Source organism: Candidatus Zixiibacteriota bacterium, from assembly GCA_040756055.1.
Lineage (GTDB): Bacteria > Zixibacteria > MSB-5A5 > GN15 > FEB-12.
In genome coordinates, this window is sequence record JBFLZR010000002.1 from 476,121 (window position 1) to 492,124 (window position 16,004).

The 16,004-nt window shown below is 52.8% G+C and carries 15 protein-coding genes; 13 read left to right on the plus strand and 2 right to left on the minus strand.

The window, feature by feature from the left end:
- Positions 1 to 215 precede the first annotated feature (215 nt).
- Positions 216 to 1,214: a calcium/sodium antiporter gene (locus AB1483_05380; GenBank protein MEW6411889.1), complete on the plus strand. Its 999-nt coding sequence runs from the start codon at positions 216 to 218 to the stop codon at positions 1,212 to 1,214.
- A gap of 14 nt (positions 1,215 to 1,228) precedes the next feature.
- Positions 1,229 to 2,413, plus strand: a complete 1,185-nt coding sequence (locus tag AB1483_05385; protein ID MEW6411890.1) for a sodium:proton antiporter — start codon at positions 1,229 to 1,231, stop codon at positions 2,411 to 2,413.
- Positions 2,414 to 2,424: 11 nt separating this feature from the next.
- Here AB1483_05385 and AB1483_05390 read toward each other — a convergent pair whose 3' ends face one another.
- Both AB1483_05390 and AB1483_05395 read right to left on the minus strand, forming a co-directional pair.
- Positions 2,425 to 3,195: a GNAT family N-acetyltransferase gene (locus AB1483_05390; GenBank protein ID MEW6411891.1), complete on the minus strand. Its 771-nt coding sequence runs from the start codon at positions 3,193 to 3,195 to the stop codon at positions 2,425 to 2,427.
- A 4-nt stretch (positions 3,196 to 3,199) separates the two neighbouring features.
- The gene (locus AB1483_05395) at positions 3,200 to 3,817 is read right to left on the minus strand and encodes a TetR/AcrR family transcriptional regulator (GenBank protein ID MEW6411892.1); all 618 of its coding nucleotides are present in this window, start codon (positions 3,815 to 3,817) and stop codon (positions 3,200 to 3,202) included.
- 181 nt (positions 3,818 to 3,998) lie between these two features.
- Here AB1483_05395 and AB1483_05400 point away from each other — a divergent pair, with 181 nt between their 5' ends.
- From AB1483_05400 to AB1483_05450, 11 genes are all read left to right on the plus strand, one after another.
- Entirely contained in the window at positions 3,999 to 5,855 is a 1,857-nt protein-coding gene (locus tag AB1483_05400; GenBank protein MEW6411893.1) for an aspartyl protease family protein, read from the plus strand.
- A gap of 382 nt (positions 5,856 to 6,237) precedes the next feature.
- Positions 6,238 to 9,369 carry a PAS domain S-box protein gene (locus tag AB1483_05405; GenBank protein MEW6411894.1) on the plus strand — a complete coding sequence of 1,044 codons (3,132 nt, stop codon included), beginning with the start codon at positions 6,238 to 6,240 and terminating at the stop codon, positions 9,367 to 9,369.
- A 197-nt stretch (positions 9,370 to 9,566) separates the two neighbouring features.
- On the plus strand, positions 9,567 to 9,845 hold the full coding sequence (locus tag AB1483_05410; GenBank protein MEW6411895.1) for a hypothetical protein: 279 nt from the start codon (positions 9,567 to 9,569) through the stop codon (positions 9,843 to 9,845).
- A gap of 53 nt (positions 9,846 to 9,898) precedes the next feature.
- Positions 9,899 to 10,588 (plus strand): class I SAM-dependent methyltransferase, encoded by a 690-nt coding sequence (locus AB1483_05415; protein ID MEW6411896.1) that lies wholly within the window; start codon positions 9,899 to 9,901, stop codon positions 10,586 to 10,588.
- Between the two features lie 251 nt (positions 10,589 to 10,839).
- Entirely contained in the window at positions 10,840 to 11,469 is a 630-nt protein-coding gene (locus tag AB1483_05420; GenBank protein ID MEW6411897.1) for a DUF47 family protein, read from the plus strand.
- A 2-nt stretch (positions 11,470 to 11,471) separates the two neighbouring features.
- On the plus strand, positions 11,472 to 12,503 hold the full coding sequence (locus tag AB1483_05425) for an inorganic phosphate transporter (protein MEW6411898.1): 1,032 nt from the start codon (positions 11,472 to 11,474) through the stop codon (positions 12,501 to 12,503).
- Between the two features lie 119 nt (positions 12,504 to 12,622).
- Complete coding sequence (locus AB1483_05430) at positions 12,623 to 13,600, plus strand: NAD-dependent epimerase/dehydratase family protein (GenBank protein ID MEW6411899.1); 978 nt, start codon at positions 12,623 to 12,625, stop codon at positions 13,598 to 13,600.
- A 65-nt stretch (positions 13,601 to 13,665) separates the two neighbouring features.
- Positions 13,666 to 14,160 carry a DinB family protein gene (locus AB1483_05435; GenBank protein MEW6411900.1) on the plus strand — a complete coding sequence of 165 codons (495 nt, stop codon included), beginning with the start codon at positions 13,666 to 13,668 and terminating at the stop codon, positions 14,158 to 14,160.
- A 69-nt stretch (positions 14,161 to 14,229) separates the two neighbouring features.
- Positions 14,230 to 14,484: a SemiSWEET transporter gene (locus AB1483_05440; protein ID MEW6411901.1), complete on the plus strand. Its 255-nt coding sequence runs from the start codon at positions 14,230 to 14,232 to the stop codon at positions 14,482 to 14,484.
- A 168-nt stretch (positions 14,485 to 14,652) separates the two neighbouring features.
- Entirely contained in the window at positions 14,653 to 15,129 is a 477-nt protein-coding gene (locus tag AB1483_05445) for a DUF4440 domain-containing protein (protein ID MEW6411902.1), read from the plus strand.
- The gene (locus tag AB1483_05450; GenBank protein ID MEW6411903.1) at positions 15,130 to 15,993 is read left to right on the plus strand and encodes an MBL fold metallo-hydrolase; all 864 of its coding nucleotides are present in this window, start codon (positions 15,130 to 15,132) and stop codon (positions 15,991 to 15,993) included.
- The last annotated feature ends 11 nt before the right edge of the window (positions 15,994 to 16,004 follow it).

A 16,004-nucleotide genomic window follows, 5' to 3' on the forward strand; every position in this document is an offset into this window, starting at 1 on the left:
GATGGTTTCACAGTATCTCCTTTTTTGAGCGAGGCGCATGTTTAGTGTAAGAGGGTTCTACGGTTGTGCTCTCATAATTCACATACGTTGGACGGTAAAGGTATTATGGACACAATTGAGAATAACGGGGCGGGGCGCTGTACTGAGATTATACCGGGCACTTTTTTGGCGGTGTAATTGTTTAACAGCAAAATCCACAAAGGTATTACAGGGCTGTGAATAGCGACGTACTTTTATTCATAATCGGGCTTATAGTACTGGTCGGCGGTGGGGAGTTGCTGGTGAGAAGCGCTTCACGCCTGGCTGTAGCGGCCGGGCTGTCATCGCTGGTTATCGGGCTGACCATTGTGGCTGTCGGCACGAGCGCTCCGGAGTTGGCGGTTGGAGCGGCGGGCGCGTATGTCGGCAAGGTCGATGCCGGTTTCGGAAATGTCATCGGCAGCAATATATTCAACATTCTCTGTGTATTGGGGTTGGTGGCTCTGTTTTCCTCCCCTGCCGTAGAGAAGAGGTCTCTTCGCTTTGACATCCCGTTTATGATCGCGGCATCGGTGGCCACGTGGATTTTCGTTTCGGACTATCGTATCAGCCACTTCGAAGCCGCTCTGCTTTTCGCGGCGGCTGTCGCATTTCTGATTGTGAATTTCCTGCTTGTCAGGCGCGAAGCGGCAACCAACAGGACCAATCGACGCAGAAGTGAATCGAGTCATAAAGAGCGGAGCGCAAAATATATCACCGTTGAGGTGGCGCTTCTTTTGGCGGGAGTGATTGCCCTCGGCTTGGGCGCGCATTGGGTTGTTAAGGGGGCGACCGGGCTGGCGCGTGCTTTTGGCATGAGCGAGTTATTGATTGGCCTGACGCTTATAGCTGGGGGAACTTCGCTTCCGGAACTGGTCACTTCGCTGGTAGCTGTGCGCCGGGGAGAGAAGGATATCGCCGTCGGGAATATTTTTGGAAGCTGCATATTCAATGTGTTAGTGGTCCTGCCGGTAATGGCGGCCCTTACAACGGGAGACATGGAATTTTCTTCGGGGGCGGCGCTGTTCGATGTACCGGTTATGGTAGCGGCGGCGGTAGCGTGTATACCTCTGGCGATATCGGGAAGGCGCGTGTCAAAAGCGGAGGGCGCCGGGCTTTTGGTTTTTTATATTGGCTACATTGCCGTAATTTTTGCAAAATACAACATACCTGATAGTGCTCTATCCTCGGGCTAATGGAGGGAGTTGCGATGCGTAAAGTCTTTATATTTTCGATTCTTCTTGTTGCGGGATTACTGGCATCACAGTACCTGGATATATTCGGCTCATACGCCCCCGCCACACGGGAGACGATTCGTGTCCTGACTATGTGGATCCTGGGATTTATCATGATCCACGTCGGTTACGAGTTCGAGATCGACAAGACGCGTCTCAAAGATTATGCTGTTGATTACGGTGTTGCGGCTACGGCCGCGGCTTTTCCGTGGATTTTCTGCACGCTTTATTTCCTGATTTTCATGTACCCGGCCGGGTCGTTGAGTGATTTTGACGCATGGAAGGAGGCGCTTCTGGCCGGGCGGTTCGCCGCGCCGACATCAGCGGGTGTACTGTTTTCCATGCTCGCGGCAGCCGGGCTCTCGGCGACGTGGTATTTCCGCAAGATTCGTATACTCGCCATATTTGATGACCTCGATACGGTTCTTCTGATGATACCGCTCAAGATGCTCATCGTGGGACTGCGGTGGCAGCTTGGCGTTATCGTGCTGGTGATGGTGGTGCTTCTGTGGTTGGCGTGGAAATATCTCCACAAATTCCGCATACCGGTCACCTGGCGGTGGGTGCTGGGTTATGCCGCCGCAATCACGATCGTATCAGAGGTAATATACCGGTTGTCTAAGACGTTCGATGATGTGGTGCCGATCCATATCGAGGTGCTGCTTCCGGCCTTCGTTCTCGGGTGTATGATGGCTCACCCGAGAGGACAGGATCCGCATCTCGACGATACCCGTGACGGACATCAGGAGGGCCCGGAGAGTCCGCAGGAACAGAAGGTATCGACGATAATATCGGGTGCTTTTATGGTACTGGTGGGGCTGGCGATGCCGCCGATCGTGGTTGCCGGCGGTAGCTGGCTGTGGATCGCGGCACACGTTGTGTTTATCACCACGCTGGCAAATATCGGCAAGATGTTTCCTCTGTTTGTTTACCGCAGGGAGGCGCACTGGAAGGAGCGCCTGGCGTTGTGTGTGGGTATGTGGCCGCGCGGGGAGGTCGGCGCCGGGGTGTTGATCATTTCGCTGAGCTACGGTATCGGTGGTGAGATGGTGACGGTAGCCGCTCTTTCGCTGGCGTTGAATCTTCTTTTGACCGGAGTGTTTATTTACATAGTCAAGCGTCTTCTGGCATCGGCCCCCCCGAAGCTTCGGAACGTTTGAAGATTAACACTTCAGGGGACCAGATAGAAAGCATCGTAGGTGCCCGACGCAGTGTATCCCAATTTTTCCGCCAGAGTGCATGATTCAACATTGGCAGCATCCCAGTGCGGCTCACGATTGTTCTCGAGACACTCTTTAATCAGGGCGCAGGCCAGAGCCGTGGCCACTCCTTTTGTTCGGTAATCCGGCACAACATAGATGCTCACTTCAATGGCAGCATGGCTGATCAGAGAAGCGTATGCTACGCCGCACAAAGTGTTCCCGTCGGTTAGACAATAGCCCATGCCTCTGTTTAGAAAGTCGTCTATGGAGTCGTAGGTCGAGATATCGAGGAAATGGTCCGGTTCTGTGGAGATCCTTACCAGAAGATCTCTATCGATACTGACAATCCGCGACCGGAACGGTGACTTGTCCAGCAAGCCCTTTATGTGTCTCATAGTGAGAGTACAAGATGAAAAACTGTAGCGAGGGAAACGTCGAAGTTTGCTCCCGTGAATCTTCATAGCGGTTTCAACCCAATCAGAAGGGCAGGTCATGATCAGCGAATGCACCGGCAGATTCCTGATCATAGCCTCTCCCCCCTCTCCGTGAACAGAACCCGCAAAATAGCAGAACGGGCCGATTCTCAGCATAAAGACGGTCGGGTTGATGAGATTATCGGTAAAGGCTTCGCCCATCTGACCATCGATTACACTATCGATGGCGATATCGACCCGGGTCACATTTTTGAAAGCCCGGGCGAGTAGGTCGCGATTGGATTTACTGAGTTCGAAAGGATGCATAGAGTTACCTGTCACCTTTCGAAACCACGGCTTCGACCAGTTTCGCGATTGCCCAACTCATCACCTCCCGGCTCTGCCGTTTCGTGAGCTGACAGACATCGCGAAGAGCAACATAGGATTCTATACTTGTCATGGCGGCGAGAGCGAAGCCGAGTTTCTTAAATTCGTCATCAGAAATCTTTCCCTGTATTGGGCGCAAGGCTTCATCGATTAGTTCCAGTCTCTGGTCGCCTCGGAGAACGAAGCGGTCCTTGTGAGTCATCCACTCTTCCTGACAGGCGCGCAGCAGAGAACGATACAGCGTTTCATTCTTGATGATCTGGTCGTAGATGTATTGCTGCGCGCGGACGGAGCGTTCGGACGGCGAGTTCGGATTGGTTTGTGCGAGCACTTTTTCGGCCGGGACCGATTCGCGGCTCAGCACGGCTTCAATCAGCAATCGTTCACGATTGGGGAAATAGCGATACGCCGTAGCCCGCGAGATCATGGCGGCATCGGCCACTTCATCGATAGTCGGTTGTTTGCCTTCGCGCAGCAGTTGCCAGGCGGCGGCAACCAGAGCGTTGCGGGTGCGAAGCTTCTGGTTGGCCCTGCCGGTCTTCATGTTGACTTGTGATACCATATGCCTATTATAAGACATATGTCTCATAAAGTCAAGAGGTTTTTACAGCCGGTTTTGGGGTTAATAATTCTCTGTCGCCGGGGCCGGTTCAGACCACGCTGGACAGGCCCGGAGGGGGCAACATTTGTGACCGGCGTGCGTAGACTAAGACAGTAAATGTAGGTTTAAAAGGAGCATTTGTATGTATCGCCGTATGGTAGCCATTATTATGGGCATTTTGATTGTCACTTCGGGTATCACTTCCCCGGCACAGGAGTTAACTGATCCTTATGAAATTCTGACGGGTTACTTCGAAGCCACAGGGGGACTGGAGCGACTATTGGCCGAGAAGATGTCCTACAGCGAGGGTAGCGTATCCCTCGGTGGGATGGAAGGTGTTGTCAAATCGTGGACTCAAGTTCCCGGATTGAGTCGCCTTGAGGTAACTTTGGACCCGTTGAACATAATACAGGGTGACAATGGTGAGTACCCCTGGGTGGTGGATCAGAATGGAAAGTTACAGCTGATAACGAATCTTAACGACGCGACCCTGAAAAGGCGCAAGGTGCGAAACCTCATTCAGCAGTATGCTTACGCTGACCGAAACTCGGAGATATTTGATGTCAGCTTTCAGGGGGTGGAGCAGGTGGACGGCAGGAGTTGCTATGTCGTCAGGGTCGCGAACAATATCAATGTTGACAGCTATACCTGCCATATTAACACCACGACTTTCCTCTTGGAAAAAGCCGTTTTTATTGAGGACGAGGAAAGCCGCGATGTTCTTTACGGCGACTATCGCGAGATTGACGGCATCGTGGTGCCATTCCGGGTGACTCAGGTCGACCATTCTACCCGTGAGCCCCAGGAAATCATCGTCACACAATACGTGTCCAACCCCGATATCGATCCTTCGACTTTCGAACCTCCCACTGAAAGTGACCGGGATTGGGAGTTTGTCAACGGCGATGCTGCCGAGAATATTCACTTTGAATTTATCGAGGGGCATATTTTTGTCCCTGTGAACGTACGCGGTAAAGAGCGGTTGTGGGTTCTCGACACCGGCGCGGGAATGACAGTGCTGAACAGGGCGTTTGCCGATGAGCTTGGCCTTGAGGTCGGGGGCGGCATGAAGGGAAAGGGCGCCGGCGGCACCGTCGATGTCGCTTTCACCACGCTTCCAGCTTTCAGCGTCGAGGGCATTCGATTCAACGAGCAGACTGCGGCCGTAATTGATATGAGTGAGCTGATGCGATGGGTCGGTGTGGACGCGGTCGGGATTCTAGGCTGGGATTTTCTCTCTCGTTTCGTGACCAGGGTCGATTACGCCAATGAGTTGTTATCGTTTTACGACCCCGAAAAGTTTCAGTATACCGGTGACGGACATGTGGTCGATATGCATGTCAAGAACAGCCTCTTTTCGGCCACGGCGACGCTTGATGGAGTCCATACCAAACCATGGGTACTGGATCTCGGGGCGTCCGTCACCCATCTTGACGGCAGCTATGCTTTGCGGGAGGGCTATACGGAGCGAGATGGCGTTCTCAGCCTGGGACACGGCGCCGCGAATGAGTACCGGAAAAAGTCTATAATCTGTGACAGCCTGACATTTGCGGGATTCACCGTGTATAAACCGGAAGTCTGTTTTTCATGGGGCGGGACTGATACCGCATTCACAGCCGACGATTTAGGTGAGCTTGGCAATTCCCTGTTTCGTAATTTCGTGCTGTATTGCGACTATCTGGGCGAGCGGCTCATTGTAGAAACGGGCGCCAAGTTCAATCAACCCTGGCCGGTGGATAATTCCGGTTTGCAGATCGTCTATAACGAGGCAAATGAGATTGAGGTGATTTATGTCTCCCCCGGCACTCCGGCGGAGAAAGCCGGCTTTGCTAAAGGCGACATTCTGAGGTCGGTCAATGGAGTCGGTGTGGAGTTTTTTGACGGATTACTCGCTCTGCGGGAGCTTCTTCGCTCCACCCCCGGCACGGCGTACACTCTCAAAGTTGATAGGACCGGAGAGAGCAAGGAAATGAAGCTCGTGCTGGCCAGTCTTCTGTAATTTGCCTACCAGTGGATTTTATGCGGCTGGCAGGGTGCTGCCAGCCGCATCCCCAGACCCGTATCTCTCTATTTAACAACACGTTATCACATTTGTTGCCGGTGTGGCCGGAAGCGGGCAAAGCCAAGTGTTCTGGTTGACTTTCGACCACCCACAATGCATGGTTATAGCAGGCAGGGGGATTATGAAGGTCGCGGATGCCCAAATGACTTTTCATCCGACAGGATCGTCCTGGATTTCCGACGTCCTATTCATTTCACACCGCACTGATGGGGCTGTCCGCAGTAATCTGATAGAAGCCAATTTCGTTAAAACCGGCTATCATTGATCTTTTCGTGATCGGTGACCCTTGTTTGTTGGAGAAAGCAAAGGAGAGTAGAAATTGCGAGCGTGGATTGGAAAGAACAGAGAGGTTAGCCTTTACCTGGCTTTGACCGTAGCTTCGGTAATCATTATCGGGGCGATGTTGTTTGCTCTTCGCTCGGCTACGGAGCTGCATGACACGCTGTATCCGCTGGCCGACGCGTCCATGGAGCTCGCGATTGAAGCTTCCCTTGCCCACATGTACCTTGAGCAGGGTGTAACGAAAGACGATTCCGTCGAGCTGGAGAAGTCCTGGTATCATCTTGACCGCCTGGACAAATACGCGCTGGCTATGCTGGAAGGCGGAACGGTTGACAATCTCTATTTCAGACCGGTGGGCAGCGCCGAGCTTCGTCATCGGATAACGTATCTGCGCACGGTGATTATGCAGTACCGGACAGCGGCTCTGGCGCGACTGGATTCGGATCCACAGTCGCAGGCCGGCCTGGCGAACCGCGCGGTGCACGAGGACGTATTCCGGGAACTTATGGAGCGGACCGCCGAGGCTGAAGCTGAATTCCGTCGTCAGATGACAAACGACATCACCAATTTCAGACACGCAAAAATAGCGATAATTGCGGTAACCCTGATCTTCTCTCTGCTGGCGGCGTTCGCGTTCCATAAATACATGGTTGAGCGCAAGCGGGACGAACAGCGGATTTTGCACCTCAACCTGGTACTTCGGGCCGTCCGCAATGTTAGCCACCTTATAACCGTCGAGAAAGACAAGAGCGCTCTTTTGAAAAGGACCTGTGACCTTCTCGTTGAAACTCGCGGTTTTCACAATGCGTGGATCACGCTCGTGGATGAGCACGGCAAACCGAAATTGTATGCCGAGGCGGGCCTGAAGGAGCAGTTCAGCCGCGCCCGGGAATATCTGGACCGAGGCAGGTTACTCCCCTGCTGCGTGAGAGTCAAGGATCTGCAGGGCCTTCTTGCGATCGAAAATCCCATTGCAGAGTGTGCCGAGTGTCCTCTGGCGCAGCAGTATACCGGAAGGGGAGGAATGGCGGTGCGTCTGGAGCACAACAATATCCTGTACGGTTTTCTGGTCGTTTCCACACCCCGCGTTTATGTGACCAGCATCGAGGAGCGCTCTCTGCTTCAGGAGATCGCCGATGATATCGCACTAACGGTGCACCTGTTGGCGGTGGAAGACAAGCGTCTGGAAACAGAAAAGGCTCTCAGGGAGAGTGAAACTCGCTATCGTAACCTTTTCGAGTTGGCCGGTGACGCGATTTTTCTGATGGACGAAGAACGATTCATCGACTGCAATGCCAGGGCGCTGCAGCTGTGCGGCTGCTCAAAGGAAATGATGCTCGGCTCTTCACTGTTGGGGTGTTCTCCCGAGCGGCAACCTGACGGCAGCGCTTCTTCGGCAATTCTGCGGGAGCGGACAGAAAGAGCTTGGAAGGGCGAATCGGTATTCATGGAATGGCGACTGACTAAAAGAGACGGAGGGGTAATCGACGCTGAGATCAATCTGAGCAGGATTGATATGGGCAGGACGCACTGTCTGCTGGCGACAGTGCGCGATGTTACGGAGCGGAGAAAGGCCGAAAAGGCCCTCGCTGCCTCCGAGGAGAAATACCGCAACCTTGCCGAGGGCCTGGATCAGGTAATCTACCGTGCTGATCCGGTGAATTTTACCGACCAATATGTAAACAAAGCCATCGAAAAGATATATGGATACACCGCCGAGGAATGGTATGAAAATCCCCAGTTGTGGTTCGAACGCGTATATCCTGAGGACAAAGAGTGGGTAAAGGATGGTTATAGCAAGCTTTACGCGGAGGGAAAATCGAACACGGCCGAGTACCGAATTGTGCGCAAGGATGGGACGGTTCGGTGGGTTGAAGACCGGGTTGGTTTTGAAAAGGACGAAAACGGAAAAGCCATAGCGGTTTGCGGAGTCCTGACGGATATAACGGAGCGCAAGAGGGCGCAGGAGATTCTTCGCGCCTCTGAGCAGCGCTTTCAGGATATTGCCTTGAGTTCGGCCGACTGGATCTGGGAGATGGATATGGAAGACAGGTACGTGTTCGCTTCGGGGCGAGTCAAACAGCTCTTGGGGTACGAACCGGAAGAGTTGATCGGAAAGACACCCTATGACTTCATGCCTGACCACGAAAGGCAGCGTGTGGCAACTGTGCTGAGCGACGCCAAAAGATCCAGGTCGCCCATTGTCAATCTGGAGCGCCCGATCACGACCAAGGACGGGTCCGAAGTCTGCGTGTTGAGCAATGCCGTTCCGATATTTGACCCAAGTGACAACCTGATCGGATACCGGGGGGTGACAAGAGATATCACCAAGCAGAAGCGGGCTGAAAAGGAGATTGCTCAATACACCGCGCAGCTTGAAAAAGCCAATATCGAGCTGAAGAAAAGCAAGGGGGAACTCGAGGAGTTTATATATACCGTTTCGCATGATTTGAAAGCGCCGGTGGTATCGATATCGGGATTTACGGGTCTGATCAGTCAGCAGGCGCATGAGAAATTAGACAAGACTTCGAGTAAGTACCTTCAACGAATAGCCGCCAACGCCGAGGTGATGGAGCGCCTGATTGCCGACCTGCTGGAGCTTTCGCGCATCGGCAGGATGGACGGGGAAATGAGCCGGGTGAACACAAACGATCTGCTTACCGAGGTCTTCGATGCATTTTCCGTGGCGGCGCAGGGGCGAAAGATAGTCCTGTCTAAGAACGGGGCGTTGCCCGACATCTACGGGTGGCGTGACCGCGTAAGACAGATGTTGTCGAACCTGATTGACAACGCCATAAAGTATATGCCCATACGCGAGGATGCTCAAGTGCGAGTCGGTTTCGATTCGAATATTCAATGTCCGAACGGCTGTTCGGGCGCTTTTTACGTTAGTGACAACGGCAGCGGCGTACCGACGGAATTCAGGCACAAGCTGTTCCAGGCTTTTCAGAGGATTCAGCAAGATGGCGTAGAGGTCGAAGGCAATGGTGTCGGCCTGAGTATCGTCAAGCGCATTGCCGAGGCGCACGGAGGGCAGGTTTGGTTTGACGCGGGGGGCGACGGGGGCGCAACGTTCTATATCAATTTGCCGCTGGCGGACGAGAGAAGTGAATTGACCGGCACCGAGGCCGATGCTTTGCCGGGTGAAAAATCTCACAGAAACCTGTAATCGACTGCCGACCGCGAACCCTGCCGGGTTGGAATACTTTAGAATAAACAAGCCATAGAGAAGTATACTTAGCAGCAGAGGAATTTGGGAGGTTCGCTGACTCATGGTCAGGAGCATTTGTATAAACATGAACTTGACATTCCGGCTCGGTGTGCGCAAGTTTATTGACAGCTTACCCACTCGTTGGCAGGAAAGAGATGAGTATTCGCAGCAAATTGGTTGATTTCATTACGAATGATCATATTCAGACCGCCACTGTCAGCGGACTGTGTATCATAGCGCTGGCTTTTGTTTTCAAAAGAGTGCTTCACGTTGAGGGCACTAATTTCGAATCGGCTCTTCCCGGTTTCGTTTTTACGGCATTCGCGGTGGCGAAGGTTAAGTCAAAAAAGCCAATTCTGACACGTCCTCTTCTGTGGAACATAATTGCCATCGCGGTGACCGGACTGGTAATTCTGAGACGGGTCTATTTTTAAGAACGCATCAACTATCACTGCAGAAGCGGCTCCGTGTCGGCAAGTAACGGCTTATGCCAGACAGCAATTACGACAAGAGACTAATCGAGGAGATGAATCGGTACTACGATGCCCGGGCTCCCTGGCATGATGAGTACATGAGTTATGCTTCCAACGCGGAGATGAAGAGGGCTCTCTCCCCGATAATCAAAACATTCGAAGAGGTTATTGTTGGCCGAAAGGTGCTCGAGATTGCGTGCGGAACCGGCAACTGGACTCAGGTGCTGGCCAAGAGAGCCAGGTCGGTAACCGCGATAGACATCAGTCCGAGAGTTTTGGAGATAGCTGCCGGTAAGTTGGCGGGCTGCAAAAACGTATCTTTGGTGCAAGCAGACGCCTACGATCTGGGTAATGTTAAGGGGAGCTTCGATGTCGCGTTTTCGGCAGACTGGTGGTCCCATATCCCAAGACAGACTATCCCGCTGTTTATGGACGCCTTGACGGCTAAGCTTCACGACAAGTCGAAGATCATATTCATTGATATGACGATGATAGACTATTTCCGGCAGGAACCCAGCGTCGAGGATGAGCACGGCAACCGGGTGAGCCTGCGCGTCTTACCCGATGGGTCGGAATACAGGGTTATAAAGAACTTCCCGGACGAGACGGAGTTGAGGCATGCTCTCGAACCATACGGGAAAAGGATTGTCTATTATGATTTTCCGCAGCTCGTGAGATGGATGGCGGTTATTGTCAGGCCCTGAGGTCGGAGACATTTATCCGGGAATTCCGGCAAGACACTCACCAACAGGGCCGGAAGTTCTTATCCGGTAACTAGTTGGGGACGCATTTATGACGGCATCAAGTATGTCGAACCGGACGCTGCCAGGTGTGAATTACAGTTGATTAAATCCACCCTTGATAATATCTTTGGCTGATTTTCACGAGGATAAGATTCCAAAAATCAGCAGGACACCAAAGCACAAGATTCACTCAAGGTTCGAGAAGATTCGATATGTTCAAGAGATGGTTACCGAAGACTGGCGCCTTTTTCGAGTTTTTTGAGCAACACAGTCATCTGTCGAAAGAGGCCTGCGCCGAACTCCATGCACTGGCAACCAATCCCGACGGGTTGGAGAGCCGGGTGAAACGGATCAAAGAGATCGAACACCGGGCGGACGAAATAGCCCACCTTTGTATCGACACGCTTCACAACACTTTCATAACGCCGATTGACCGCTCGGATATTCATCGCCTGATTCGTCGTCTGGATGACATTATCGACGCGGTTGACTCCGTAGCCGCGCGCATGCTGATGTACCGCATGACGGAGATTCGTCCCGAGATGCGGGACCTGACACAAACGCTGGTTGAGGCGGTGGATGAGATCGCGCAGGCAATTGAGGATCTGCCGTTTTTGAGCAAAAGGGCGGATAGTATTCAGGAGTCCTGCTGGGAGGTGTACGAGGCCGAATCCCGGGGAGACGCGCATCTTAGAACCGCCCTGGTATCTTTGTTTGACACCCAGACGGATCCGATGGTGGTTATCAAATGGAAGGAGATTTTTGAGGGTCTCGAGAGAGCCACGGACCGTTGCCAGGAGGCGGCACACATAATATCCGGCATTGTGATTGAGGCTTCGTAGGTATGACTCCATTGCTCTGGGTTGTATTCGGGGCTGTCGGGGTCGCCCTTATTTTCGACGTCATCAATGGTTTTCACGACGCCGCCAATTCTATTGCCACGGTTGTTTCGACACGAGTCCTCAGCCCCACGGTAGCGGTGTTTTGGGCGGCATTTTTCAATTTCGTGGCCATGTTCATATTCGCGCCGAGGGTGGCCGACACGGTGGCGAAAATCGTGCGAATTGACGGATCCGACAGTGTATATGTTTATGTGGTTTTGTGCGGCCTGTTGGGAGCTATCATCTGGGACCTTATTACCTGGTGGCTGGGACTGCCCACATCATCATCACACGCGCTTATCGGCGGTGTGGCCGGGGCGGGGCTGGCTTACAAGGGACCGGACGTTATTCGCTGGGATAATATCTGGAAAACGGTAAAATTCATCCCGCTGGCCCCGGTGATTGGGTTGATACTGGCATTCATCATAATGATAGCGGTTTTTTGGCTATTTCGGCGATGGCGACCGACGGCGGTCGATCGCCTCTTTCGCAGGGGGCAGCTTATCTCGGCGGCTCTGTATTCACTCGGACACGGAGGCAATGACGCTCAGAAGACGATGGGCATAATCATGGCGCTGCTTATCGCGGGTGGCATTATGAGCCCTGACACCGAACTATCACTGACAAACTGGGATACGGCCTGGATTATCCTGTCCTGCCATCTGGCTATGGGTATTGGCACGGCCTTTGGTGGTTGGCGAATCGTGAAGACGATGGGTATGAAAATCGCGAAGCTGCGGCCGGTGGGCGGTTTCTGCGCGGAGACATCGGGCGCGGCCACTCTATTCATGGCCACTCATATGGGCGTTCCGGTCTCCACCACGCACACCATCACGGGCGCTATCGTTGGTGTCGGCGCGACCACCAAGTTGTCGGGAATCAAGTGGGGGGTCGCGCAGCGAATCGTGTGGGCATGGGTTCTCACCATTCCGGCTGCCGGATTGATTGCCGCGGGATGTTTTCTGCTGCTGCACTATTTGCTGACGTCCGTATAATTGACGTCGACACTTCATCAGTATGGAAGGCCGATCTATTCGAAACGAAGAAAATGATGTCGTGTAAATAGACAATACGGGTCTTGGGAGGGTCAATCAGTCAGTAAGGAGGGTATGTTATGAAGGTCTTCGTTACCGGCGCGACGGGATTCATCGGGGGCCATCTCCTGCGGCGATTAGCGCAAACCGATCATCAGATAAGCTGCCTTGTTCGAAGCACCAGCAACACAGCGTCGCTTGAAAGACAGAACATAACCCGCGTTATCGGCGACGTAACCGACCGGGAATCATTTCAGGTGGCCCTGCGCGGTCATGACTGCGTGATCAATCTGGCCAATGTTTACTCGTTCTGGGAACCGGATCCGTCTGTTTACCGCAAGGTGAATATCGCTGGCACGCTGAACGTCATGGAGGCCGCTTTGGAGGCGAGGGTATCCAAGATTGTTCATGTCAGCACGGGTGGTATCTATGGCAGGCCGAAGGACGTGCCATTTACCGAAGACAGCGAGGTGGGTCCGAAACGGTTCAGCGAGTATTTCGAGACAAAATTCCTTTCGGACGAGATGGTCTGGAAGATGTACAGGGAACGGGGGCTTCCTCTGGTAATGGTATACCCGATGGCAGTTTTGGGTCCGGGCGACCCCAAGGCGACAGGAGAGTATATCCTTCGGTTGATACAAAGGCGTCTCCCGGCCCGGGTGTTCGAGAATAAGGTGTTTACTTTTGTACATGTCAGGGATGTAGCGGAGATTATCTACCGGGCAGCAACAAAGGAAAACAATATCGGAGAAAAGTATATCGCCGGACTATTTCAGCACTCGTTTGGAGATATTAATCGCATGATCAGTGAGATTTCCGGAGTGCCTCTTCCCCGCCTGGTCATGCCCGATTTTCTGGTAATGCCGAACGCGTGGTCATTGACCATGATAGCGGATATCATCAAGCGGCCGCCGTTGTGGGGCATGGCGATCGACCAGATGCGGGTGATGAAGTGCGAGTTTCGCGGCGACGGCAGCAAGGCGGAACGGGAGCTCGGTATTGAATACACGCCCGTTCGTGACGCCTTGGCGGAGGCGATCGCGTCGTACCGCCAATAGTCGCAGTTCATGTCGTATCTAATTCGGTTAGACAGAGCACCGGGGCGTAAGAAATGGATGGAATTATGGATGACGCATGTAAAGAAATAATCTGGCAGCAGTTCGGAGCGGCTATTGGCGCGCTGGAGAAGGCCATCGAAGCCTGTCCCGATGAACTCTGGAGCGATCGTTCAAAACAGCCGGAGTTCTGGTATCTGGCCTTTCATACGCTGTTCTGGCTGGATTTCTATTTGTCGCAGCCGGTTGATGAATTCGCTCCCCCTTCTCCGTTTGGTCTGGAAGAGCTGGACCCAGCGGGAAAACTGCCGCCAAGAGCTTACACCAAAGATGAACTCCTGATTTATCTCGCCTACGCACGTGACAAGTGCAGGGCAACGATTCAGAACATGACCGACGCACGGACCGAGACACGGTACAAGTTCGGACGGGTTGACATGACAACAGCCGAGCTGCTCTTGTACAATATGCGCCACGTGCAGCATCATGCGGCGCAATTGAACCTGATACTTCGTCAGACCATAGACTCGGCTCCCGGGTGGGTTTTCAGGGCGAAGAACTGACTGCGGCCGTCAATTTTGTATTGGATTAATCTTGACGGCTGACACTCGGTCGCGTATTATCCTGCGCTGATGGATACTATTACGCTTCTGGGATTGGTGGCGGGGACACTGACCACCGCGTCTTTCGTGCCGCAGCTGGCGAAGGTACTTCGCACGCGGTCGACCGGGGACATCTCCCTGGCCATGTATATTGTCATCAGTCTCGGCATCTTTCTGTGGCTGCTGTACGGATTGTTGATCGCATCATACCCGGTGATTCTGGCCAATGCTTTCACTCTGATTATTGCGGGAACTATCCTGATTCTCAAAATCAGATACCGGTAAAGCGGGCGGCAAAGCTCCGCAGTCATCGCGCATCGAAAATTTTCGCCATAAAAAGTTTTATAAGAAAAAGGGCTGTCCGTCTTTTACATTGAATCGATCCTGTTGTTCGATCGGCAGACAACATCGCCCACGACACCAGTGAATAATAGAATAGAAAAGAGGTGGCAAATGACACGCATTTGGGGGGTTCTAAGTGTAATCCCGTTGCTTATCGTAATCGGATGCGGTCGGGCAGATCAGCAAAGTGTTCCGGCTGAGCTGTCGGCCGCTATTGATGCTTTTTATCGGGCAATCGAGGCCGGCGACATTGAGGCCCGGATCGCGATGTTTGACGACAGCGCTATTATGATGCCCAGTCACTGGACAATGTACAAGGGTAAGGACGCGATTGTGGAGATGATGCGCGCCGGCGAAGGCTGGGTTTTCAAGATCCGTGACAGAAAGATTGTGGATATTGATGTTGACGGTCATATTGCTTATACGGTCAACTCATATTATTATACCTGGCACGCCGAAGACGCGGAGCCACAGTGGCACAAGACCAAGAATATACATATCTGGAAGAAAGACGCCTTCGGCCAGTGGAAACTTCATGCCGATATCTGGAACAGCGATGTACCCATGGACAAGTTTTCGCAGGAGTAGGTGAATGACGGAGTTTTCGAGTACAATATGAAACTGACCGTGCTGGTGGATAACAACACGTTCATTGACAAGTATTTTGTCGGTGAACCGGCGGTGTCGTACTTCATCGAGTGTGAGGGCAAAAAGATACTTTTCGACGCCGGTTATTCCAATATACTGATTACAAACGCACAACGGCTTGGAATCGATCTGGCGAGTATCGACTATCTCACTTTCTCCCACGGTCACTCTGACCACATCGGCGGACTCCCGCACCTTTTGCAGTTATTCACCGAAGACCGTTCAATGTCGACCGGTCAAAGCGAACCGATACTTCTGACGCACCCCGATACCTTGCTGCGAGCGGCCTTCGAGCAGACAGAATCAGCGGCTGTGGTGCTCCGCGAAGATGATCTGACGAAATATTGTCAGATCCGGACAACGAGAAAACCATACTGGATTACGGACAGACTTGTTTTTCTCGGCGAGATTCCCAGGGCGAACGACTTTGAGGCGAGAGTCCCGTTCGGGAAAATTGTCAAAAACAACATCGAAGAAGATGATTTCATCATCGAGGATTCGGCGCTGGCCTATAAATCGGATGACGGCCTGTTTATAATCACCGGTTGTTCGCATTCGGGAATCTGCAATATAGTTGAGTATGCCAGAGACGTGTGCGGTGAAAAAAGGGTGGTTGACATTATCGGGGGCTTCCATCTGCTCAGCCCTTCAAACGAGACTCTCCGGCGCACGGGGGAATATATGGGAAGGCTGAAACCCCGGAAAGTGCACGTCTGTCATTGTACCGATCTTAAGTCGAAGCTGGCTTTAGCTAAAGTTGTGGATGTCGAAGAGGTAGGTGTCGGGCTGGTTTTGGAGCACTGAACGGCCGTTAC